Here is a 20,878-nt window from a genome sequence, read left to right as displayed (position 1 = left end):
CCCGGCCCTTAAGCTCAGTTGGTTAGAGCGTGCGACTCATAATCGCCCGGTCGCGGGTTCAAGTCCAGCAAGAGCCACCAACCGCCACTAGCTCATCGGGAAGAGCGACAACATAATGTTTTAGTACGAGGTTCGAGACCCCGGTGGCGGACCAGACCAAACATCCCAGCCAGCCGGCGGGTATAGTGTTAATCTTTTATGAGTGACAGCGCTTGGTAGGTATTGATTCTGTTATCAACATTAGACAGCGTAAACCAAAAACATGATAAACATGATAAACATGAAGGTTGATGCCAGGGCTTTAAGTCCAGTGCTCCAGTCATGAAGGCTATATTGCTTTTTCAATAAATACTCCCATGAATAGTTTGTTGCACCCAGGTCATGCCGCCTTTCTGTGCAGATTTTCGCAAATCCCCAGTTCATGCCCAGGAGTAGTATTGAATCGTGGCGAATCTCATCTCAGCGAGAGTCGTCCAATCATAGCCTCTGATGCTTCACGCACTATGCTGTGATTCCCCGCTGGGCGTTCCAGTTGATTCTATATTATAACCTTTACAAATAAAGTAAGACCATTAATGCGACCAGAAGCAAAGCAACCGTGGTGAATGCAAGCACATTCCTTAATCGCTCTCTTCGAGCCGCTTTCACAAAAGGGGTAGCTACGAGGCAGTGTGACATATCAGAGATTGTGGGGCGATAAGTTATCCACAAAAAGGGCAGGGTTTGGTTATCATTTGTACTAATTGAATTTTAAGAACGTACTCTCATTTAAACACACTTATCGAGTTATTTTAATAAAGTCTCTGATTTTTCAGACATGCTCATCAATTTCAGGCTCACGGGGAATCATCCGCTACGTGCTTTGTTGATAAATCAAGCTCATGAAGGCTGAAGCTACTTCCCCTCGTTTTGAGAGAACTTACAGCGAAGAGGGAGGCTAATGTCCGATCATGTTCCCGGCACGACTGCTGCTGGTGACCTGATGGATGCTGGCGTGTTTGACCTTGTAAACGGTATTGATTATGGCGTGGTATTTGGCTCATTTTTGCTACAGTTTTTATGTGGCGACAGCGGCAAATAACTAACGCAGAATCATAGTACTGAATTATCCAATTTTTCGGCAAAGATATTTATCCTTGATCACGCCATCAAAGAAACGCCCTTTAGATTTTGCCTTCAGAAAGGCGTTGTAAGTTTTTGCTGAAACACTAACGTACTGGTAGGTTCCATACTTAATAAACTCTATCTCCAGAATTTTCTCTGAAGGAAAGTAACCTATGGATTTTATTTTCGAAGATTTAACTATCTGGTGGAACATTTTACCTCCTTATCTTTTACTGTAATCCGCTTCTGATAGTACACCCTGTAAACAGTTTTAGGGATAATTACATCGATATCATGTCATTTTTTATGACGCGAGACTCTTGGAAAGGTTCGCTATCCGGATGGTGAACTCCCCTGAGGGCAGAGTATCTGATCAAGTTTAATTGTTGTTAGCTAATTGGTTAATCCAGGAGCGGAGAGCTTAAACGTTGTTTCAGGTGAACTATCTGTTAAGCCCGCGACGCACGGGCTTAAGTTTGCTACCGAACCACCAGAACAGGGCAATTTGCGTGCCGAACAACTGCGGCGGCAGTAGAACCTAAGAGATAGGTTGTGATATCCGGTCGATGTGAGGCGATAATAATTAAATCAGCGTCTATAGCTTTAGCGAGCTCAAGTATTTTGTCTTTTGGGGAACCCGAGACTGCGTGTGTTTGTATTTTTTCCAGAGGAATTTTGAATTGCTTTACAATTTCATCCAGCTTTAATAATGCAGCATGTTGAAATTCTTTTATTTTTGGCATTTCGGCTGTATATGCCACACCGAATGATGAGTAATAGGGCAGTGTAGGAACTACAGTTAACAAGTGAACCCTGGCTGTGTTCAATACGGAATGCACCTGAACATAGGGTATGATTTGACGCGTCAAATCGGCTTCAGAAACATCAATTGGTACTAAAATTGAATTGTACACTTTAGTCCTCCTGTTTTTTGTTCGGATTTGATTTTAGTCTCGTGGTTGAAAAGAAATGTGTCTTGGCGGGCAAATTTTGTGAATTGGTACTTTTATACTATTTGGCATATCGCTCTAATGAATTCAGAGGACTGGATTTTCCTGTGCTGGTAAATAATCCAGATAATCTCAATTTTGTTGTGGTGAACAGTTTTTATTTCGCGTCCGAGAGAAATACCCGCTAAGTGCTTTGTTGATAAATCCAGCCTGTGAAACCTACCCATTTAAAAAACACAGTGCCATCCGAATTATCGGAGGTGAGGTTATGACCAGAATGAGCACCATTTACAGCAGACTTTCATATGGTTCAGGAACCACGTTAGCTGGTTGCGGTGTATCAGCAAAGGCATACGCCGAAACAGCTAAAACAGCAAAAGAGGTGTCCTGGATGTTGGCCGACAGAATTGCAGGATTAAGCCTGAGTGACTGGGCAATCATTGTCGGTATCGCATGTACCGTTATCACCTGTGCAGTGAACTGGTATTTCCGCTGGAAAGAACGGGAGGACCGGCGCAATGGCTATGCCACCAAAGCTGAAGAATAAACTGAGCGCAGCGGTAATTGGTTTGATTCTTGCCGGGGCTTCCGCACCGGTGATTCTCGATCAGTTTCTGGATGAGAAAGAGGGTAATAACCTGACGGCATATCGCGACGGCGGTGGACTCTGGACCATTTGCCGTGGTGCCACGATGGTTGATGATAAGCCAGTAGTACAGGGCATGACGTTGTCTGCTGAGAAATGCGCCCAGGTAAATGCTATTGAGCGCGATAAGGCGCTGGCGTGGGTTGAGCAAAATATTAAGGTACCGCTGACCGAACCACAGAAAGCTGGGATCGCATCTTTCTGCCCATATAACATCGGTCCAGGAAAATGTTTTCCGTCAACGTTCTATAAGCGAATTAATGCTGGCGATCGTAAAGGTGCATGTGAATCGATTCGCTGGTGGATTAAAGACGGTGGCCGCGATTGTCGCCTGACCAAAGGCCAGAAGAATGGCTGCTACGGGCAGGTAGAACGGAGGGACCAGGAAAGCGTGCTGGCGTGCTGGGGGATAGACCAGTGAACAGAACCCTGATTTTTGTTGGGATTGTAGCGGTGACTATTATCGCGGTTCTCAGTGTATTACTGGCGCGCAGTAGCATAGCGCTGGAAAAGACTCAGAGTGATAACCGGGTTTTGCGCAGTGATAACGCGCTGCAAGCGACGGTAATAACCACTCAGGCTTTCAACTTCAACCGGTTTAATCAGGTTGCGGAAAACTCCAGTCGCTTAAATTCGCTCATTGATGCGGGTATCGAAAAGACCGTCATCGAATACCGGGAGATCCTTCGATATGAAAAAAACTGTGATCTACCTGTTCCTGCTGATGTCGCTGGCGGGCTGCTCAACTACGCGAACCGTTTACGTGCCAGCTCAATGTACTCCGATTCCGGGGACGCTGACGCAACCGGTGATAGTCCCGTTGCCTCCCGCGCGCTGACGTACTGCCAGGCCGTACTCTGGATTAAACCTCTTCTTGCAGCAATAGAGAAGGCAAACAACCAACTTGCAGGGATTAGAGAAATTGAAGAGATAAAAAGGCAGAGGAAGGTTGGAAGCGATGTGGGTAATTAGAAAACATAAAAATAATCTCGCCCTATAGGATTATGTAAATTAATTGTAAGTATAGTTTTTTAATTTCTCATTAATTAATGACATGGGTGTGCTTGCGCGAAATAATAACCGCCTCGTTAATTTTTATGGTTTTTTTTTGACTATACTATAACCACAGCGACTTGCTGGAGAATAAATTGGAGTTTTCCATGAATTTTTACTCAATGAACATATCTCCTGATCAATCTAAGAACAAGGATAGAAAAAATGATGATGAGGAAAAGAATAAAACTAAAAAAACACAAAAGTAAACATAATATTTTGTTGTTTTCTTAGTAATTTAAAGGTGGTTTTATGACAGACCGTCCTGATATAGTTGAGCCGATGCCTGAAGATTTACCCTTCCCTGGAGAAGATAAACCTATTTATCCAGATGACGGAGAACCCTCAGAGCCAGATGATCCAGAAATTGAAAGGGATTCTCCTAAATGATACGCATCATAATAAACCGTCGTAATCTAGGCGGTTTTTTATGTGTTGAGAATTCGATTAGAACTTCGTATAAGTGAAATTTAAAATAATAAGCAATGTTGTTTATTTTTGCTACTTAAGCGTTCTACGGTTTAAATGGCTCGGTGTGAGCCATTTATTATTTAACGCCGCCCAATCAAAAAACCAATTATAAACGCGGTTGTCGCAGCTACGGCGACGCACGTCATTGGATTGGACTCTATCTGACTCTTGATGTTATCTGTACTTGTTCGCACTGCATCCCCTGCTCTGGATGCGTATTTTCTTGCTGTATCATTAAATTTATGGTCAGGTGACTCCAGAGCCTCACCATAACTTTCCTCCAGCTCACCATGAATAATATGGTTTTTATCTTTTTTTATACCAAACATAAACTAAATCTCCAATAATTAGTGATCTATAAAGTATAGCAGTTAGAATAAATGCACATGGGAAACGCTGATAATGATTTAATATATATTAAAATGTTCTAATGATTTTATTTGATATATTTTCAGGAGCTATAGGAGATATGCTATGTGATATCTAACCTAAAATCAAAGTGAATCGATTCCTTAAATTACCGGCTAAATAGTTATGACTATTTTTTTGCGTAGTACTGTAACAGGAAAAATTGTGACACAGGATGAATGGTTACATTCGTTAAATGAGTGGGAAGATGAAGGTGGTTCATATTCTCATGCTGATGAATTTATTGAGGTTGTAAAGGACAGGAAAGGTGACTGGGTTGTGAAGAATCCCGATGATTATTCCAGCGCCTAATGAAGTGCTGTTACAATTACGGTGAAAAAGGGAAAAATCTTCATTGCTAATCTTCGGGCTAATTCAGGGTATTGCTGTAGGCAGGCATGGCTATGATAAATAGTTATAATGTCAAATATACGAGAATAGTTGGTTAATAAATGAACTGGTTATGATATGGTAAACCACACTCATTTAAAGGTTAACCATCATGTCATATTTTGATAACGCAATGCGTCGCGTTGGCCTTGTAGCCAGCATGACTGTTATGTGTCCGATATGTGGGCATAATTCCACACAGTCGACCACGAAAGTACGACAGCAACAGGCGTTGCTTTGTCCTAAATGTAAATCGTTATTTGTCATTCACAACAAGTAGTTCGAGAGAGAAATAAACCCAGGCCTCGCAATTGCGGGGCTTTTTTGTGCACATTGCGCGCGTACATCAAAGAGATATCTTTCATCAGCTGTGTGCTGGGATGCTTTTCGAGTTGAATTCTTTTCAAACGCTTGAACAGTTAACTTGTGGATGATGCTGACTGCAATTGATAATCATTATTATTTGTGCGGGTCCTCCTGGCGATTCTGAACACCGAGGGTGCGAGGACACGCGGAAAACGGCTGGTTTTTTGCATTTTATCGGCATCATCATCATTCCCTTAACTTGTTGATATTTCAGTCGTGAGATTATTCACGATGTCGAAATGGTTAAATATTGTTCATCATCATGGATAACGAACTGAAAAACCTTCGCCTCAACATCAATCAACTGGCAGCGGTGACCGATCTTCATCGTCAGACGATCGCAAGCAGGCTGAATAATGTTGAGCCCGCTCCAGGAAGTAATTCTCGTCTCAAGCTTTACTCTGTCGTGGATATTCTCCGGGAACTGCTGGGCCGAACCACGGCACCCGAGCTGGTGGATATCGATAAGATGTTACCGCCGGATCGTAAGGCGTGGTTTCAGTCCGAACGCGAGAGGCTTAAATTCCAGCAGGAAACAGGTGAGTTAATCCTGGCATCGACAGTTACCCGAGAATTTTCATCGATGGCAAAAGCCGTCGTTCAGGTGCTGGAAACGCTGCCGGATATTCTTGAACGTGATTGTGCGATGACGCCTGCAGCTGTCGTTCGGGTGCAAAAAGTCATTGATGACCTGCGAGATCAGATAGCCCTGAAGGTTGAGCAGGCAGATACACCGGAACAGGAGGACAGTTCGCCAGAAGAGGAGTAAGCCATGCGACAGGCCACGGCGGCGGAGCTAAGAAAAAACACTGCCGGGATCATCAGAGCACCGCGCCGAATGCCTGTAGCCGAAGCCGTACATAAATATATGCGTGTTCCGGTCGGTGTGGGTAACTCCGTTGAGTGGGATCCTAATCTTGCCCCTTATGTTGTGGAGCCGATGAACTGCCTGGCATCACGCGAATATGATGCTGTCATTTTTGTTGGCCCTGCCCGAACGGGTAAAACCATTGGTCTGATTGATGGCTGGGTGGTGTACAACGTTGTCTGCGATCCGTCTGACATGCTCATCATTCAGATGACGGAAGAGAAAGCGCGCGAACACTCCAAAAAACGTCTGGCCCGAACATTTCGTGTCAGCCCGGAAGTGGCATGCCGGCTGAGTCCCTCACGCAATGACAACAACGTGCATGACCGGACTTTCCTTGCCGGGAACTACCTGAAGATAGGCTGGCCGTCTATCAACATCATGTCATCCTCAGATTTTAAGTGTGTGGCGCTGACGGATTACGATCGCTTCCCGGAAGATATCGACGGGGAAGGGGATGGATTTTCGCTTGCTTCAAAACGTACCACCACCTTTATGTCGGCGGGGATGACGCTGGTCGAGAGTTCACCGGGCAGGGAAATCACCAATACGAAGTGGCGGAGAAAGTCACCTCACGAAGCCCCTCCCACGACCGGGATCCTGTCTTTATATAACCGCGGCGATCGTCGCCGCTGGTACTGGCCATGTCCACATTGCGGGGAATACTTTCAACCAGCCATGGAGGCGATGACAGGCTACCGGGAAACGTCTGACCCGGTAAAGGCCAGTGAAGCGGCGCATATTGATTGTCCGCATTGTAGCGGCATGATTACCGCCGACAGGAAGCGGGAACTGAACGGAAAGGGTGTCTGGTTGAGAGAGGGACAAACTATCGACCGTGAGGGCAACATCACCGGAGAAGCCCGACGCTCGCGCATTGCCTCGTTCTGGATGGAGGGACCAGCGGCGGCATACCAGACATGGGCGCAACTGGTCTACAAATTACTGACGGCGGAACAGGACTATGAGGCCACCGGAAGCGAAGAAACGCTCAAGACCGTAATTAATACTGACTGGGGGCTTCCTTATCTTCCCCGTGCAGCCTGTGAGCAGCGACGTGCTGACGTGTTGATGCTGCGGGCAGAAGATTATGGCAAACGACTTGTGCCGCCGAAAGTCCGTTTTCTTCTGGCGTCGGTGGATGTGCAGGGTGGGAAGAAGCGCCGTTTTGTCGTCCAGATCATCGGGTACGGTGAAAACGGCGAACGCTGGCTGGTGGACCGCTATAACATCCGCCAGTCCCTGCGTTGTGATGAAAATGGTGAGGCACAGCAGGTGCATCCCGGATCCTATCCGGAAGACTGGCAACTGCTCATCACGGATGTCCTCGAAAAAACCTATGCATTGCAGTCAGACCCTTCACGACGGATGCCCATTCTTGCAATGGCTGTCGACAGCGGCGGGGAAGATGGGGTAACGGATAACGCCTATAAATTCTGGCGCCAGTGTCGTCGTGACGGACTGGGTAAACGGGTTTACCTGATAAAAGGTGACAGCACCCGACGTCAGAAAATCATTACCAAAACGCACCCTGACAACACAGGCCGAAGCGATCGCCGGGCGGATGCGCGTGGTGAGGTTCCGGTATATCTGTTGCAGACAGACCTGCTGAAAGATCAGCTCAGTAACAACCTTGAGCGTGAAACACCCGGTGCCGGGTATATCCATTTTCCTGACTGGCTGGGGGAGTGGTTCTACGAAGAACTGACCTACGAGGAACGCGGTACGGACGGAAAATGGCGCAAACCCGGAAAAGGTAATAACGAAGCCTTTGACCTTTTCTGTTATGCCCACGCCGTCGCTGTCCTGCGTGGTTATGAAAAAATCCGGGACTGGGAACAGCCCCCGGTATGGGCTGCTGCTCAGGAGAGTAATTCAAACATCATTGACGGGGAGCACCCCAGGGAGATTGCTGTGAAAAAAGCGGTACCTGTACGTTCGTCTCCTGTTCCTGAATCTGAACAGTCCAGCCCGTTATCTGGTGGCTGGCTGGGTGTCAGTGGTAACGGAGGCTGGCTGTGACGAAATCAGAAGTTCAACAGATGCTGGTAGCTGTACGCCAGGCTTACTGGGATTCTCTGGACGGTAAAAGCGTGTCATTCACGGGGGTTAATGGCCGGGCAATTACCAACCATGACCCTAAAGCCCTGCGTGACGAGCTTGAATATTGGGAAAGGCGCTGGCGCGCTGTCTCAAACCGCAGCGGCTCGTTCAAACTCGCTAACTTTCTGTAAGGCAAATCATGGGATTTTTTGAAAAGGCACTGGGCGCAATATCGCCCGGGTGGGCGGCATCACGCGCACAAAACCGACTCAGACTCAGAGCCTATGAGGCAGCAAATCCGACTCGCCTGCATAAGGGGAAACGTGAATCCCGGTCAGCGGACACCGCTGTATTTGCAGCCGGTACTTCATTACGAGAGCAGGCCCGCTGGCTTGATGAAAACCATGATCTGGTGATTGGTCTTTTTGACAAGATGGAGGATCGGGTTATCGGTGCTCACGGGATCCACGTTGAACCGCAGCCGCTTGATCTTGAGGGTAATCTTCACTCTGAGTTTGCTGGTCAGTTATCCGCGCTCTGGGCGGAATGGTCGGTTCGTCCGGAAGTGACCGGGATGTTTACCCGTCCGGAAGCCGAGCGGCTTTTGTTACGTTCAGCACTGCGTGATGGTGAAGTGTTTACACAGATGGTACGGGGAAATGTAGCCGGTTTGCAGCATTCAACCCAGGTACCGTTTTCTCTAGAACTGCTGGAGGCGGATTTTGTTCCGTTTAACCTGAACAGTACCTCCGGGCAGCAGATCCGCCAGGGGATTATTGTCAATGCCTGGGGACGACCGACGGGCTACAGAGTTTATAAGAACCATCCTGCCAGTTTTGCGGGACTCAATGCTGATTTAAAAACTGTTTCGGCTGACAGCATGCTGCACCTGGCTATGCGTAAACGGCTTCACCAGTTAAGGGGGATCAGCCTCATCCATGGTGTGATCACCCGGCTCTCCGATATTAAGGATTATGAAGAGAGTGAGCGCGTGGCGGCACGTATTGCGGCGGCGCTAGGTTTCTATATCAAACGTGGGGATGCTCAGTCTCTTGATACAGAAACCGAGTTTTCAACACCGGGTGGACAGCGCCATTACGATATTGCGCCGGGGATGATTTATGACGAGCTAAAGCCAGGCGAGGATCTGGGCATGGTGGAGTCGAATCGCCCGAATGTTCATCTGTATGAGTTCAGGAACGGTCAGATGCGTGCTGTGGCGGCGGGGACACGTGGCAGTTATTCCAGCATCGCGCGGGATTACAACGGCACCTACAGTTCACAGCGGCAGGAGCTGGTAGAGAGTTTTGAAGGTTACAACGTGCTGCAGCAGTGGTTTGTTGGGCAGCAAAGCCGTCCTGTATACCGAAACTGGCTGGCAATGGCGTTGCTCAGCGGCGTTACCATCCCCAAAGATGTCGACAAAAAATCCCTTTACAACGCGCTCTATCTTGGGCCAGTCATGCCATGGATTGATCCGGGAAAAGAGGCTGCTGCCTGGAAAGCAATTGTCCGTGGAGGGGCAGGCACAGAAGCCGAATGGACGCGCGCACGTGGTCAGAATCCGCAGGAGGTGAAACGTCAGCGTCTCCGGGAAACCCAATTCAACCGAGAAAACGGGCTGGTGTTTGACTCAGACGCCGCCAACGATAAAGGAGTGCTCCCTGATGCAGCAAATGATAAGCCCGCCCCGTCACGGGACGATGATTAACCCCCGCGCCAGTGTGGCTGGTATCGATGCCGCAAACGGTCAGTGCTGGTATGAGATTCGCGCACTGGCTGCAGGGCGCGTGGAAATATTTCTCTATGACGTGATCGGCGGCTGGGGGATTACCGCTCAGCAGTTCGTCTCCGACTGTAAGGAGGCCGGGGTGTTTGAGGCCAGCGCCGTCGATCTACATATCCACAGCCCGGGCGGCGATGTGATGCAGGGATTTGCCATCTTTAACACCTTGTCCCGTCTGAAGGCGAAGCTGGATATCTGGGTGGACGGCGTGGCTGCCAGTATGGCTTCAATGATTGTCTGCCTGCCCGGTGCCACGGTGCATATGCCGGAAAACGCCTGGCTGATGGTACACAAGCCGTGGGGCGGGATTGCCGGGGATTCCGATGATATGCGTGATTACGCTGCCTGGCTTGATCGTAATGAAGCGCTGATGCTCAGTGCCTACATGAACAAGACCGGGCTGGGGCAGGAAGAACTGGAGGCGATGCTGAAAGCTGAAACCTGGCTTAATGGCGCGGAGGCGGTGGAAAAAGGTTTCGCTGACACGCTTGAACCAGAACTGCAGGCCGCGGCCTGTGTGAATCAAAATAAACTGAAGGATTACCAGAATATGCCAGAACAGATGAAAAACCTTTTTGGGCCGCGTGCCGAAGCCCCTGCAAGTCAGCCGCAACCCGCACAGAACCCGGCGCCGCAGGCCGCAAATAACCCATCGGCACAGCAACCCACCCAGCAACCGCTGGCAGGAAATATCGACATTACCGCGCTGGCCGCCCAGCTCCAGCAGCAGATGCAGGCGGCGAATACTGAACGAGTCAGCGCAGTTTCTGCTGTGTTTGATGCGTTTCCTGCTTTCGGCTCGCTGAAAGCAGAATGCATCACGGATATTTCCTGCTCAGCGGAACAGGCCCGCACCAAATTGCTCAATGCGCTGGCGGCAGGGACTACCCCGAGTGCCGGTCCGGGTGCAGTTCACATCCATGCGGGTAACGGGAATATTGTTGGTGATTCCATTCGTGCGGCGGTGATGAACCGTGCGGGCTATGCCCAGGTGGAAAAAGATAACGCGTACAACGGGTATACCCTGCGCGAACTGGCCCGCGCCTCGCTGGTGGATCGTGGTATCGGTATTTCTGGTGTCGGTACCGCACAGGCGATGGTTGGGCTGGCGTTCACCCACAGCAGCAGCGATTTCGGCAATATCCTGATGGATGTGGCGCATAAGGCGGCATTGCTTGGCTGGGATGAGGCCAGCGAAACATTCGAACAGTGGACCCGTAAAGGCACACTGACCGATTTCAAAACCGCGCACCGCGTTGGCCTGGAATCACTGGCATCGCTGCGTAAGGTTCGTGCCGGGGCGGAATATAAATATGTCACCATTAAAGATCGCGGTGAGCCGATTGCACTGGCCACCTATGGTGAGCTTTTCAGCATTGACCGCCAGACTATCATCAACGACGACCTGGATATGCTGACGCGTATCCCGCAGGCAATGGGGCTTGCTGCGCGAGCCACGGTCGGCGATCTGGTCTGGGCTGTACTGACCAGCAACCCGAAAATGTCGGACGGTAAGCCGTTGTTCCACGCCGATCATGGCAACCTTGTTGCAGCCGATCTGAGTATTGAAGGGCTGGATACTGCACGTAAGGCAATGCTGCTGCAAAAATCCGGCGATCGTCGTCTGAATATTCGTCCGGCCTACATGCTGACGCCAGTGGCAATTGAGTCACGGGCAAACCAGCTGATTAAGTCCGCCAGCGTACCGGGCGCAGACGCGAACAGCGGGATCGTTAACCCGATCCAGAACTTTGTGACAGTGGCTTCTGAGGCCCGCCTGGATGACAGCAGCCCGACGGATTTTTATCTGACTGCTGCGCAGGGGCGCGACACCATTGAAGTGGCCTATCTGGACGGTATCGACACGCCGTATCTGGAACAGCAGCAGGGCTTTACTGTGGACGGTGCCGCATTCAAGGTGCGCATTGATGCGGGTGTGGCCCCGCTTGACTGGCGCGGGCTGGTTAAAGTCACCAAAAAATAACGACCGCCGCCTGGCGGTTTTTTTATCCCTGAAGGCGGCGCTGGTCGCCTTTTCCTTTTATGGAGAAAAAACATGGCGAATAACTATCAGCAGGACGGTACCACACTGGATTATCACAATGCGGGTGTTGATGCCGTTTCATCCGGTGCGCTGGTGGCGGTCGGCGGAATTGCCGGGGTGGCACTCAGCGATATTCCTGCTGGCGAGTGGGGAACACTGCATATGGCCGGTGTTTTTGTCCTGCCTAAAGCGGCAGAAGAAATTGCGGCAGGCCAGAAACTGTATCTGGCTGGCGGCAAGCTGACGGTGGCAAAAGGCGATGATGCAACGCCAAACCCGGTTGTTGGTTCCGCCTGGGGAGCAGCTGAGGCGGATGATGCTGATGTTGCCGTCCGCCTGGGGTTCTGATGAGCCGGTTTCGGGAGCGTTTGGCTAAAGCAGATGCCCGGATTAACCGGGCGTTTGCCGAAGAAGTCCCTGCATGCCTGCAAACGGGTGAAGGCCCGCGTCTGGTGACCGTGATTTTTGAATCACCGGATGCACTGTCGGGTGTACCGGGCGGCGGGGAAATTCAGAACCATTCCCCGGCGTTCAGTGCAATGACTGCGGATATTTCCGGTCTCGAAAAACATGACGGTGTGGTGATCAATACCATCCCTTACCGGGTGACACATATCGGCGCGGATGAAGAAGGGCGGACCCGCGTCACGCTGGCATATGGGGAACCCGGCAAAACACAGCCTCAGATCGATAAATGGAGCTGATATGGCGCGGGAGTCTCGACTGCGGCGGGATTTACCCGTCGATATTGATGTGGATGTTATCTGGCGAATTGCGGACAGTATCGGTGCGACGCAAAAACAGTTCCGTGCAGCATACTCGCGCGCGCTCAGGCGTACTGCCGCCACGCTGCGAAAGAAAGCGATGGCGGATCTGAAAGACGGGCTGGCCCCACGCAGTATGGATCTGGTCCGGCGCCGTCTGCTGTCTTTTCGTCTGGACAGGGGATCGCAACTGGATAACTTCCGGCTCTGGTTCGGGCTGAATGCCATTAAGGTGAAAGACCTTAAAGGACGAATCAACGGGCGGCTGCGACCGCACCATACCCGGCGTGATCGCAACACGGGGCGTTTTATTAAAGCGCGTCGCCAGGCAGAAAACGCCGGATTTTCCCCAAAAGGTAATCTGCTGAGCGAACGGTCGTTTGAAAACGGGGAGGTGTCCCGTTCAAAACGGGATAATCGCCGGACGGTGGTTATTCGCGATCCCCTGACCCGCCGGACACGCGAAGCAGAAATGGATATCTACGAACCGATGCTGAACTACATCGAAGACAACGCATTTGCGGAAGCGATGGAGATTTTTATGCATCACTTTGAAACCGACATTCGCGGGCGCGTAAAAGCCCGTATTTCTGTCTGAGGTAACGAACGATGGCCGAGCCACTGTTGCTGGGGCGGTATCACGATGCTGTGACTGACGCATTAAAAAAAATCGGATGGGTGCGTGATGCCGGTGCGTATCCGGAACGAAATGTTCCCCGCTTTTCGGGGCTGACCACGCCCGCGGTGTATTTCTCGATTAACAGCTGGGAACAGGGCGGAGGTAATGAGGGGCAACTGAGCGTTAATTTAACCTGTGATCTCTTCGTGGTGGTGGATGCCGCCGGATCGGGTGTGAGTCAGCCTGAGATTTTTGTCAGAACCGCTGCGGCCGATATTACCCAATGGATTGACGGACAGCAGTTTGGTCTGGGCCATATTGAGCCTGCGGTATTCACCACGGCTGAACGTGATGAGTTTGATCCGCGAATGGATGATTATCTGGTCTGGCGTATTTCATTCACCCAGGCGGCTGCATTTGGTACTGACCCCTTTGCAAACAATGGCATGCCTTTGCAGCAGGCCTGGCTGGGTGCTGCACCTGATACGGGCCGTAATCATGTGGATGACTATCAGCTTATCTGGGAGGCTCAGCCCGATGAGTGATATAGCAGGCGACCTGCAGCGCAGGCTGGCGAACCTTGTCCGGCGCGGCGTTATCCACTCCGTCAGGCACGATCGCATCCCAAAATGCCGGGTGGATTTGGGGGATATCATTACGACCTGGCTGCCGTTGTGCCAGGGGTTTTCCGGAACTAACCGCGCTGATTCAAATCCTTATGCCGTGGGGGATGCGGTTACGGTCCTGTCCGAAGCCGGAGATCTCAACAACGGGCGTGTGTTTCCCGGATGGAACACGGGAAAGCTGCCGGTGCCGGAAGGAAGTGACAGCGAGCACATTACCCGTTACAGCGACGGGACCGAGATCCGTTATGACAGGAACGCGCATGCCCTGACGATTATGCTGGCTGATGGTGGAACTTACAAAATTGTCGGTAAAGGCACGCTGGATGGTCCGGTTGAAATTACCGATACCCTGACAGTTCAGGGCAAAACCCAGATTAATGCTGACACGTCGGTTGCAGGGAATATCGGGGCGTCAAAGGAGATAACGGACAAATCCGGCAGCATGAGCAAGATACGTGAAGTCTTTAACAACCACGATCACCGCGGCGACAGCGGCGGGCTCACCGATAAACCTAATCAGAATATGTGACCTGCTGCGGCAGGTTTTTTTATGCCTGGAGAAAAAACATGTCTCAGTTACATGGCGTTGAAACTATTGAACTCACCTCGGGTACGGTGGCGGTTACCACGATTCAGACCGCCATTATCGGCCTGGTGGGAACGGCACCTGATGCGTCGGGGGGAACAGCCGCATCGGGATCATCCGGTACACCCATTCTCGATAACGTTATCGACTTCACTGCAACAATTAAGGGGCGGGAAGGCAATGTCATCAATGTCGCTGCGCTGGCCGGACAGCCGGCAGCCGAAAATCCTGCTACGGTTGTGACGTCAGCAAGCTGGGATCCTGAATCGCTGACACTGAAAATCACGCTGGGTTGTGATGAGCACGGTGTTATCACGGCTAAACCCGGAGACGTTGCTGAGGCTGTCGGTGGTGTTGATGGCGCAAAAGTCAGTGCGAGCGGGCGCGGTGACGGGATTGTCCAGCCTTTCAGCCTGCAATTAGCGGGGGGTGAAGATGAACCCTTTCCACTCAATACGCCGGTGGCGGTCGTCGGCACCACGCTGTTATCCCGCCTGGGTGAAAAAGGTACGCTGAAACAGGCACTGACAGACATTAACGATCAGCGTAATGCGCTGACGGTGGTAGTGCGTGTGGCAGATGAAAACGATGTGGCAAAACGACGCGCTGCGGTACTGAAGGGGATCGGCACCCTGTCTTCAGCGAAATCTGTTACCACGTACCAGCCGCGTATTGTGATTGCACCAGGATTCAGTGAGGACGATGCGGTTGGTAAGGGGCTGGAAACCGTGGCCGGTAAATTGCGCGCCGTTGCCTATGTTGACTGCGCCTCCGGTGCGACGCTGCAGGAAGTGGTACAGCGTCGCCAGTCCTATGGCGCACGAACTGAACTGTTGCGCCCGCGGGTCCAGGCGAGCGATGCAGATGGCCAGCTGGTTTATCGCCCTTACTCTGCGTTTGCTGCCGGGTTACGCGCCCGCATCGACTTTGAAAAAGGCTGGTGGTGGAGCAAGTCGAACCAGGACATCAACAACATCCTCGGTGTTGAGCAGATCGATGAATTTATCCTCGGGGATGAAAACTGCGACGCAAACCTGCTCAACATGCAGAACGTGTCCACCATTATCCGCCGGGCGGGTTTTAAACACTGGGGTAACCGCCTGTGTGCTACCAATCCACAGTGGCGTTTTGAATCTGTCCGCCGTACTGCTGATGTTATTGAGGACAGCATTCAGGAAAGCATGCTGGAGTATGTTGACCGCCCACTGGACCGGGAAAATGCGGATGACATTATCGGTACCATCAATGCCTATATGCGGCACCTGGTCGGTCTTGGCGCCATATTCGGTGGGCGAGCCTGGCTGGATGAAGAACTGAACACCGCGGAAACCATGGCGTCGGGTGTCCTGTACATCAACTATGACTTTGGTCCGAAATCGCCGACTGAACTTATCAGCCTGCGCGTCCGGGTGAACAATAACTATGCGCTTGAGGAGATACTTGCAGCATGAGCGATAAAAACACACTACGCGTCTGGACCTTCTTCCGGCAGGGGATCCGTATTCAGGGGGCGCATGAATTTACGCCGCCGTCTCTGGCTATTGTTAAAACGGATTTGCGTACCGGCGCACAGGATGCGCCCACCCCGGTTGATGACGGCATGGAAGCACTGACCTGTCAGGTTAAATTTTATGGGATAGATACGGATATGCTGGCCAGCTTCGGTTTTGTCAGCGGCAGCCGTTCACGCTTTACGGCTTATCAGGGCTATCTCGGTAACGGCACTGCGCGCGGTACGGTTGAGGAAATTGAGGGGTTTGTACAGACCGTCACACCGGATGCGCGGAGTAAGGACACGCTTTCCGAAAATGCCGTGACGGTTGATATTGCTGTCAGCTACTACCGTCAGTCACTGGACGGGCGCGAACTGTTCGCCATCGATACAGAGCGTTTCGCCCGCCGGGTGAATGGCGTGGATGTGCTTTCTGGCCTGGCTGCCAAAGTGCGTCTCTGATTTTACTGTTATCCCACCACTGTAACGGCCTGCGGGCCGTTTTTTTATGGAGCACATTATGAGCTTTCCTGGTGAAACCCGCGTTATAAAACTGTATTCCCCCGTATCACTTGATAGCGGGGTTGTGATCGATGAAGTCACCATGCGTGAACCGCTGGTTCGCGATCGCATCACTCATGCCAAAGACCGCGGCAACGAAGAAGAGAAAGAAGCCCGCATGATTGCGCTGCTGTGCAATCTCAGTGAACAGGATCTCTGGCTAATGACGGCGGCAGATTACTCACAGCTGTTGGATGCCTTTAACGTTTTTATGCTCCCGCCCGCGAAGCGACCGAAGGCGGGCTCCTCCGGGCAATAAGATTTCTGGGGCGGCGACTGCATTTTCCGATGGCGGAATACCTCGATATGCCGTTCAGCACTTTCTCTGATTTTTTGACCGACGAACTGGAGACGATAAACCGTGGGCGGAATAAGCCAGAACCTTAAGGCCGTCATTACCTTTGGCGGAAACCTGGATAATTCATGGAAACGATCTGCAGATGGTCTGCAAAAAAGCCTGAAAGATGTCGGAAAGCAGTCCGAACGACTGACAAAAGACCAGACCAGACTGGCAGCAGAAATCAAGCGCGCCAAACTGGCCGGTGAAAGCCTCGGGGATTTGAAGCGCCGCTATACCGATGTTTCCAGGGAAATCCGCAAAACGGAGGCGGAGCAGCAGAAACTGAATGTACAGATGCAAAAAGCACAGCGCATTCAGGCATTCAAAGGAGCCGGTAAAGGTCTGTTCCGGCGCGGTCTGGGGATCGCCGGGCAGGTGGGCGGGATGTTTGGGTCCGGGCTGGCTATTGGCGGTGGCGGTGTGGTGGCTTCAGCACTTGGCACACTGATAGCGCCAGCTGCAACCAATGCTGAAACGGCAACCCGCACTAATGTCGCAAAAAGTTACGGCGTGGACGTGGCCACGTTTAATGCCTGGGATTCTCTGGCGAAGCAGTACGACATGAATGCGGAAAACATTGGCGATCTCTTTGAAGAGTATCTGCACAAATCCGGGGAGTATAAACAGAACGGTAAGCAGGGCTCGCTGCAGGATGCGTTTGAAACGCTCGGGTTCAAAGCGGGGGATTTTGCCGGGCTCAGCGATATGGCGCAGTTCGACAAAATTGTTGAACGGGCGCTCAGCCTTCAGGACGAGTCAAAAGCCTCCTTCGCACTGGATTCTCTTTTTGGCGGGGAAGCGAGCAAACTGCTGATGCTTATCAAGCAGTCTGGCCGGAGCTACCGCGACCTGATGGACGAACAGCGGCGCTACAACCTTGTGACTAAAGAGGGGGCTGATGGGGCGGTTGCGGGTAATCAGGCTATCAATAATCTCCGCACTGTTTTCTCTTCTGCGGTTGCTGAAATTTCCGGGCAACTGGGAAATGAACTGGCGCCTGATATCCGTAATCTGACAAATGATCTTGCTGACTGGTTCAAAGGTGGCGGGATCAAGCGCATTGTGACTTTCCTGCGAAACGACCTCTATCCCGGCGTTCTGTCGTTCGGGCAGGGGGTGGTTTTTGTCGGCAAAATTATTTACGCGCTGGCTAAAAAACTGTCCTGGTTACTTCCGGATGAACGAAATGATCAGCGTGACGTACTCAAAACGCTTGCGGCAAATGGGATAGAAAGAGCGCGTTTCAGGGCCAGCCAGAATGGACAGGGGGAATGGTTTGACCAGCAACTGAAAGAGCGTCCGGACCTGCCGCAAAAAGTTAAGCACTACTGGGAATCCACCCGGGGATTGTTTGGCTTTGATTCTGATGATGAAACATTTAACAAATCGCTTGATAAATACCTGTCACCGGAAGGCGGCGACTCGCTTTTAAACTGGAATGTAGCGCTACAGCAGAACAAGGAGCATGCAGCGCAAACCGTTAAAGAGGAGCCGGAAAGCAGTGCCGGTGCCTGGGATAATTACGCGCATGAGCCGGTAACATCTGCCAGTCAGTGGAAAAGAGAACCATCAGTACTGACGTACAGCCAGGGGGAAGGAGAAAGTGCCCGCGCAGGGGATAAGTATCCAAATGCGCCCCTTCTTCCTGCAGTGCAGCAGGACAGACATGTTACTGCAACAGACAGATCACCTGCTGAGCCGGTCATTTTGAAAGACGAGAGCACGGGCGGTTACTGGGAAAGCCTGCTTCAAAAAATGGATGTACTGGATAAGCAGCCGCCATCACGGCAGATAACTGATAACCGCAAATTTGAGTACCACTTCGAAATTAATGCCGCGCCGGGACAGGATGAGAAAGCCATTGCCGATGAAGTGACCACGGTGACGAAAAACAATTCTGCCTTTAATGGTGATAACAGCCTTCTGGATGGGGGACTTGTCTGGTGAGTGAAATTATCCCGATATTCGAAGATTCCGGCCAGCGCAGTACAGGCTCATTACGGGGTGGGCAGGAAGCCCGCGTAATGATGATGCTGGGGAATTTCGCCTTTTCGATTGATACAGCGGCTTATCATCAGCTCACCCGTGAGGCCAGCTGGCGCTGGAGTGAACAGGAACGCATAGGCAAACAGGACCTTCTTCAGTACACCGGAAAGCCCGGGCGTACCGTCAGGCTTGAAGGGCAGTCTCACGCCTTTTTCCGTAAAGGGGTGGAAGGGGTGAATGATTTATTTGATCTTGCCGAACAGGCGAAACCCCAGCAGCTTGTCAGCGGAGAAGGTGATGTGCTGGGGTGGTGGGTGGTGACCGACTTTTCAGACACGACGAGTAAGTTTTTACCGGGTGGCGGTCACCGAAACAAAAACTGGACGATGACGCTAAAACACTATGCCGACGATCTATCAAACCCGTGACGGAGATGTACTGGATGCAATTTGTGCCGTGCATTACGGTACTGAAAATCTTTCAGACTCAGTGACTCAGGTTCTTGAAGCCAATCAGGGGCTGGCGGATCAGGGGGCTATGTATCCTTCCGGCCTGTATATCACACTGCCGGATCTGGTGACGCCCGTGGCGGAATCGCCATTCAGTTTATGGGATTGATATGGCAGATCAGACAGCGATGCCGGAATATGCGCCGGCCTTCAGCATTCAGGCCGAAGTGAAAGATATAACCCGGGTGCTGCAACAATGCCTGAGTGAACTGACCCTGACGGATTATGGTGGGGCAACAGCGAAAACCGATGAACTGAAAATCAGCCTCATCTCTGAAACGCTGGCGCTTCCCACTAAAGGTGCCCGGCTTCGGGTTGCTCTGGGATTCAATGACCAGCTGATCGATAAAGGCTGGTTTGTTGTCAGTGGTGTCTCGAGCAGCGGCCCGCCGAGGCGTCTTGAGCTTTATGCGACCGCCGCGCCGATGAACGCCCAGAAACAACCCGGAGATGTGACAAGCCAGAAAACCCGGAGCTGGGATAACCTTCGCCTTGCCGATATTGTCAAAACCGTGGCCACCGATAACGGGCTTATTCCCCGCATGGCTGACGCGCTGAAAGATATTTATATCAATCACATCGATCAGGTGGCGGAATCCGATGCCAACCTGCTCGCAAGGCTTGCACGTGACTACAACGCAGTGAGCAAACCATCAGGAGGCTACTGGCTTTTTTTACAGCAAGGGGCCACGGCAACGGCTTCAGGAAAACAGACTGGCGGGATCACCATCACACCGGATGAAGTATCAAACTGGTCCTACAGTGAAGGTGAGCGGGGGAGTTCGACGGGGAAAGCTACGGGGAGCGGAGGTAAAGCCAAAGAGAAAATCGGTGTGCGTTATTACGACGAGGAGGACGGCACGACAAAGACTTCCTCCGTTGAACATGATGGCCCGGCGATGACCAATCCCTATACCCAGTCGGAGAAAAACACCGCCGAGCAACAGGCAAACTCCAGGAAAACACAGGCGAAGCGTAACGAGCAGAAAATGACGCTCACGGGGCCATGTCGTCCTAAACATGTTCCGCTGACTGCAGAAGCAAGTGTGACGACTTCCGGTTTTGGCTCCCGTGAGGATCGGGCCTGGGTGGTTGAGTCTCTGGTCTTTTCTCTGACGTCCGCAGGATTCAGCTACACCTACAACCTTGTCGTGGATATTCGTAAACCCGCAGCGGCTTCGAAAAAATCAGAAAAGCAGGACAAAAAAGGCCCCTCCTACTTCGGTTAACCCTCCCGCCATCCGGCGACTCAGTAACGGAATTTAA

26 protein-coding genes and 1 pseudogene are annotated in these 20,878 nt (G+C 51.4%); 24 read left to right on the top strand and 3 right to left on the bottom strand.

All coding sequences use genetic code 11. The features are described 5' to 3' along the window. Positions 1 to 940: 940 nt before the first annotated feature. A pseudogene (locus AC3ITF_RS12725) lies at positions 941 to 1,079 on the top strand (putative holin); the annotation flags it as partial. Positions 1,080 to 1,105: 26 nt separating this feature from the next. On the opposite strand, the gene AC3ITF_RS12720 reads toward AC3ITF_RS12725, so the two are convergent. After that, complete coding sequence (locus tag AC3ITF_RS12720; protein ID WP_182260254.1) at positions 1,106 to 1,318, bottom strand: KTSC domain-containing protein; 213 nt, start codon at positions 1,316 to 1,318, stop codon at positions 1,106 to 1,108. 265 nt (positions 1,319 to 1,583) lie between these two features. Further along, the gene (gene uspF / locus AC3ITF_RS12715) at positions 1,584 to 2,018 is read right to left on the bottom strand and encodes a universal stress protein UspF (protein WP_182260255.1); all 435 of its coding nucleotides are present in this window, start codon (positions 2,016 to 2,018) and stop codon (positions 1,584 to 1,586) included. A gap of 304 nt (positions 2,019 to 2,322) precedes the next feature. Here uspF and AC3ITF_RS12710 point away from each other — a divergent pair, with 304 nt between their 5' ends. From AC3ITF_RS12710 to AC3ITF_RS12695, 4 genes are all read left to right on the top strand, one after another. After that, positions 2,323 to 2,601, top strand: coding sequence for a phage holin (locus tag AC3ITF_RS12710; protein ID WP_016150433.1), 279 nt, complete (start codon positions 2,323 to 2,325; stop codon positions 2,599 to 2,601). Further along, a complete protein-coding gene (locus AC3ITF_RS12705) occupies positions 2,573 to 3,121 on the top strand; it encodes a glycoside hydrolase family protein (RefSeq protein ID WP_182260256.1) in 549 nt (182 codons plus the stop codon). The genes AC3ITF_RS12710 and AC3ITF_RS12705 overlap by 29 nt, the downstream gene beginning before the upstream one ends. Next, a complete protein-coding gene (locus AC3ITF_RS12700) occupies positions 3,118 to 3,672 on the top strand; it encodes a hypothetical protein (protein ID WP_182260257.1) in 555 nt (184 codons plus the stop codon). Before AC3ITF_RS12705 ends, AC3ITF_RS12700 begins: the two co-directional genes overlap by 4 nt. Positions 3,673 to 4,005: 333 nt before the next feature. After that, the gene (locus AC3ITF_RS12695; protein ID WP_182260258.1) at positions 4,006 to 4,143 is read left to right on the top strand and encodes a hypothetical protein; all 138 of its coding nucleotides are present in this window, start codon (positions 4,006 to 4,008) and stop codon (positions 4,141 to 4,143) included. 161 nt (positions 4,144 to 4,304) lie between these two features. On the opposite strand, the gene AC3ITF_RS12690 is transcribed toward AC3ITF_RS12695, so the two are convergent. Continuing rightward, the gene (locus tag AC3ITF_RS12690) at positions 4,305 to 4,553 is read right to left on the bottom strand and encodes a hypothetical protein (RefSeq protein ID WP_080625351.1); all 249 of its coding nucleotides are present in this window, start codon (positions 4,551 to 4,553) and stop codon (positions 4,305 to 4,307) included. A gap of 244 nt (positions 4,554 to 4,797) precedes the next feature. On the opposite strand from AC3ITF_RS12690, the gene AC3ITF_RS12685 reads away from it, so the two are divergent. From AC3ITF_RS12685 to AC3ITF_RS12595, 19 genes are all read left to right on the top strand, one after another. After that, positions 4,798 to 4,944 carry a hypothetical protein gene (locus AC3ITF_RS12685; RefSeq protein WP_158654543.1) on the top strand — a complete coding sequence of 49 codons (147 nt, stop codon included), beginning with the start codon at positions 4,798 to 4,800 and terminating at the stop codon, positions 4,942 to 4,944. A 190-nt stretch (positions 4,945 to 5,134) separates the two neighbouring features. Continuing rightward, positions 5,135 to 5,302, top strand: coding sequence for a YnfU family zinc-binding protein (locus AC3ITF_RS12680; protein ID WP_219816768.1), 168 nt, complete (start codon positions 5,135 to 5,137; stop codon positions 5,300 to 5,302). A 348-nt stretch (positions 5,303 to 5,650) separates the two neighbouring features. Continuing rightward, positions 5,651 to 6,157, top strand: a complete 507-nt coding sequence (locus AC3ITF_RS12675; RefSeq protein WP_181517291.1) for a DUF1441 family protein — start codon at positions 5,651 to 5,653, stop codon at positions 6,155 to 6,157. Between the two features lie 3 nt (positions 6,158 to 6,160). Further along, positions 6,161 to 8,278, top strand: a complete 2,118-nt coding sequence (locus AC3ITF_RS12670; protein WP_489175714.1) for a phage terminase large subunit family protein — start codon at positions 6,161 to 6,163, stop codon at positions 8,276 to 8,278. Further along, positions 8,275 to 8,490 (top strand): hypothetical protein, encoded by a 216-nt coding sequence (locus tag AC3ITF_RS12665; RefSeq protein ID WP_047357968.1) that lies wholly within the window; start codon positions 8,275 to 8,277, stop codon positions 8,488 to 8,490. Before AC3ITF_RS12670 ends, AC3ITF_RS12665 begins: the two co-directional genes overlap by 4 nt. 8 nt (positions 8,491 to 8,498) lie before the next feature. After that, entirely contained in the window at positions 8,499 to 10,010 is a 1,512-nt protein-coding gene (locus AC3ITF_RS12660) for a phage portal protein (protein ID WP_101701294.1), read from the top strand. Continuing rightward, positions 9,967 to 12,069, top strand: coding sequence for a ClpP-like prohead protease/major capsid protein fusion protein (locus AC3ITF_RS12655; protein WP_489175713.1), 2,103 nt, complete (start codon positions 9,967 to 9,969; stop codon positions 12,067 to 12,069). Before AC3ITF_RS12660 ends, AC3ITF_RS12655 begins: the two co-directional genes overlap by 44 nt. A 72-nt stretch (positions 12,070 to 12,141) precedes the next feature. Further along, positions 12,142 to 12,477, top strand: a complete 336-nt coding sequence (locus AC3ITF_RS12650) for a capsid cement protein (RefSeq protein WP_181820211.1) — start codon at positions 12,142 to 12,144, stop codon at positions 12,475 to 12,477. Beyond that, positions 12,477 to 12,833 (top strand): head-tail joining protein, encoded by a 357-nt coding sequence (locus tag AC3ITF_RS12645; RefSeq protein ID WP_040230736.1) that lies wholly within the window; start codon positions 12,477 to 12,479, stop codon positions 12,831 to 12,833. The genes AC3ITF_RS12650 and AC3ITF_RS12645 overlap by 1 nt, the downstream gene beginning before the upstream one ends. Position 12,834: 1 nt before the next feature. Then, positions 12,835 to 13,491 (top strand): hypothetical protein, encoded by a 657-nt coding sequence (locus AC3ITF_RS12640; RefSeq protein ID WP_040230738.1) that lies wholly within the window; start codon positions 12,835 to 12,837, stop codon positions 13,489 to 13,491. Between the two features lie 11 nt (positions 13,492 to 13,502). After that, complete coding sequence (locus tag AC3ITF_RS12635; protein WP_079813811.1) at positions 13,503 to 14,057, top strand: hypothetical protein; 555 nt, start codon at positions 13,503 to 13,505, stop codon at positions 14,055 to 14,057. Then, on the top strand, positions 14,050 to 14,667 hold the full coding sequence (locus AC3ITF_RS12630; RefSeq protein WP_489175712.1) for a phage baseplate assembly protein V: 618 nt from the start codon (positions 14,050 to 14,052) through the stop codon (positions 14,665 to 14,667). Before AC3ITF_RS12635 ends, AC3ITF_RS12630 begins: the two co-directional genes overlap by 8 nt. A gap of 38 nt (positions 14,668 to 14,705) precedes the next feature. Next, positions 14,706 to 16,175 carry a phage tail sheath family protein gene (locus AC3ITF_RS12625; RefSeq protein ID WP_489175711.1) on the top strand — a complete coding sequence of 490 codons (1,470 nt, stop codon included), beginning with the start codon at positions 14,706 to 14,708 and terminating at the stop codon, positions 16,173 to 16,175. Beyond that, a complete protein-coding gene (locus AC3ITF_RS12620) occupies positions 16,172 to 16,678 on the top strand; it encodes a phage major tail tube protein (RefSeq protein ID WP_016150414.1) in 507 nt (168 codons plus the stop codon). The genes AC3ITF_RS12625 and AC3ITF_RS12620 overlap by 4 nt, the downstream gene beginning before the upstream one ends. Positions 16,679 to 16,736: 58 nt before the next feature. Next, positions 16,737 to 17,036 carry a phage tail assembly protein gene (locus AC3ITF_RS12615; RefSeq protein ID WP_016150413.1) on the top strand — a complete coding sequence of 100 codons (300 nt, stop codon included), beginning with the start codon at positions 16,737 to 16,739 and terminating at the stop codon, positions 17,034 to 17,036. A gap of 102 nt (positions 17,037 to 17,138) precedes the next feature. After that, entirely contained in the window at positions 17,139 to 19,064 is a 1,926-nt protein-coding gene (locus tag AC3ITF_RS12610) for a hypothetical protein (protein ID WP_181820213.1), read from the top strand. A 5-nt stretch (positions 19,065 to 19,069) separates the two neighbouring features. Then, on the top strand, positions 19,070 to 19,531 hold the full coding sequence (locus AC3ITF_RS12605) for a phage tail protein (protein WP_430640141.1): 462 nt from the start codon (positions 19,070 to 19,072) through the stop codon (positions 19,529 to 19,531). Beyond that, positions 19,506 to 19,721: a tail protein X gene (locus AC3ITF_RS12600; RefSeq protein WP_016150410.1), complete on the top strand. Its 216-nt coding sequence runs from the start codon at positions 19,506 to 19,508 to the stop codon at positions 19,719 to 19,721. The genes AC3ITF_RS12605 and AC3ITF_RS12600 overlap by 26 nt, the downstream gene beginning before the upstream one ends. A gap of 1 nt (position 19,722) precedes the next feature. Further along, a complete protein-coding gene (locus AC3ITF_RS12595) occupies positions 19,723 to 20,841 on the top strand; it encodes a contractile injection system protein, VgrG/Pvc8 family (protein ID WP_489175710.1) in 1,119 nt (372 codons plus the stop codon). Positions 20,842 to 20,878: the final 37 nt, after the last annotated feature.

The organism is Citrobacter sp. KH_055_1, from assembly GCF_057838705.1.
Note: the sequence above shows the minus strand (reverse complement) of the source record. Positions and strands in the feature narration are given on the sequence as shown.

What these genes read in the sequence shown, in the direction of transcription:
- AC3ITF_RS12600 (WP_016150410.1), top strand. Translation starts at nt 19,506, where the DNA reads ATGCCGACGATCTATCAAACCCGTGACGGAGATGTACTGGATGCAATT.
- AC3ITF_RS12695 (WP_182260258.1), top strand. Translation starts at nt 4,006, where the DNA reads ATGACAGACCGTCCTGATATAGTTGAGCCGATGCCTGAAGATTTACCC.
- AC3ITF_RS12640 (WP_040230738.1), top strand. Translation starts at nt 12,835, where the DNA reads ATGGCGCGGGAGTCTCGACTGCGGCGGGATTTACCCGTCGATATTGAT.
- AC3ITF_RS12650 (WP_181820211.1), top strand. Translation starts at nt 12,142, where the DNA reads ATGGCGAATAACTATCAGCAGGACGGTACCACACTGGATTATCACAAT.
- AC3ITF_RS12645 (WP_040230736.1), top strand. Translation starts at nt 12,477, where the DNA reads ATGAGCCGGTTTCGGGAGCGTTTGGCTAAAGCAGATGCCCGGATTAAC.
- AC3ITF_RS12595 (WP_489175710.1), top strand. Translation starts at nt 19,723, where the DNA reads ATGGCAGATCAGACAGCGATGCCGGAATATGCGCCGGCCTTCAGCATT.
- AC3ITF_RS12690 (WP_080625351.1), bottom strand. Translation starts at nt 4,553, where the DNA reads ATGTTTGGTATAAAAAAAGATAAAAACCATATTATTCATGGTGAGCTG.
- AC3ITF_RS12625 (WP_489175711.1), top strand. Translation starts at nt 14,706, where the DNA reads ATGTCTCAGTTACATGGCGTTGAAACTATTGAACTCACCTCGGGTACG.
- AC3ITF_RS12630 (WP_489175712.1), top strand. Translation starts at nt 14,050, where the DNA reads ATGAGTGATATAGCAGGCGACCTGCAGCGCAGGCTGGCGAACCTTGTC.
- AC3ITF_RS12675 (WP_181517291.1), top strand. Translation starts at nt 5,651, where the DNA reads ATGGATAACGAACTGAAAAACCTTCGCCTCAACATCAATCAACTGGCA.
- AC3ITF_RS12635 (WP_079813811.1), top strand. Translation starts at nt 13,503, where the DNA reads ATGGCCGAGCCACTGTTGCTGGGGCGGTATCACGATGCTGTGACTGAC.
- AC3ITF_RS12705 (WP_182260256.1), top strand. Translation starts at nt 2,573, where the DNA reads ATGGCTATGCCACCAAAGCTGAAGAATAAACTGAGCGCAGCGGTAATT.
- AC3ITF_RS12680 (WP_219816768.1), top strand. Translation starts at nt 5,135, where the DNA reads ATGTCATATTTTGATAACGCAATGCGTCGCGTTGGCCTTGTAGCCAGC.
- AC3ITF_RS12660 (WP_101701294.1), top strand. Translation starts at nt 8,499, where the DNA reads ATGGGATTTTTTGAAAAGGCACTGGGCGCAATATCGCCCGGGTGGGCG.
- AC3ITF_RS12710 (WP_016150433.1), top strand. Translation starts at nt 2,323, where the DNA reads ATGACCAGAATGAGCACCATTTACAGCAGACTTTCATATGGTTCAGGA.
- AC3ITF_RS12615 (WP_016150413.1), top strand. Translation starts at nt 16,737, where the DNA reads ATGAGCTTTCCTGGTGAAACCCGCGTTATAAAACTGTATTCCCCCGTA.
- AC3ITF_RS12670 (WP_489175714.1), top strand. Translation starts at nt 6,161, where the DNA reads ATGCGACAGGCCACGGCGGCGGAGCTAAGAAAAAACACTGCCGGGATC.
- AC3ITF_RS12720 (WP_182260254.1), bottom strand. Translation starts at nt 1,318, where the DNA reads ATGTTCCACCAGATAGTTAAATCTTCGAAAATAAAATCCATAGGTTAC.
- AC3ITF_RS12655 (WP_489175713.1), top strand. Translation starts at nt 9,967, where the DNA reads ATGCAGCAAATGATAAGCCCGCCCCGTCACGGGACGATGATTAACCCC.
- AC3ITF_RS12620 (WP_016150414.1), top strand. Translation starts at nt 16,172, where the DNA reads ATGAGCGATAAAAACACACTACGCGTCTGGACCTTCTTCCGGCAGGGG.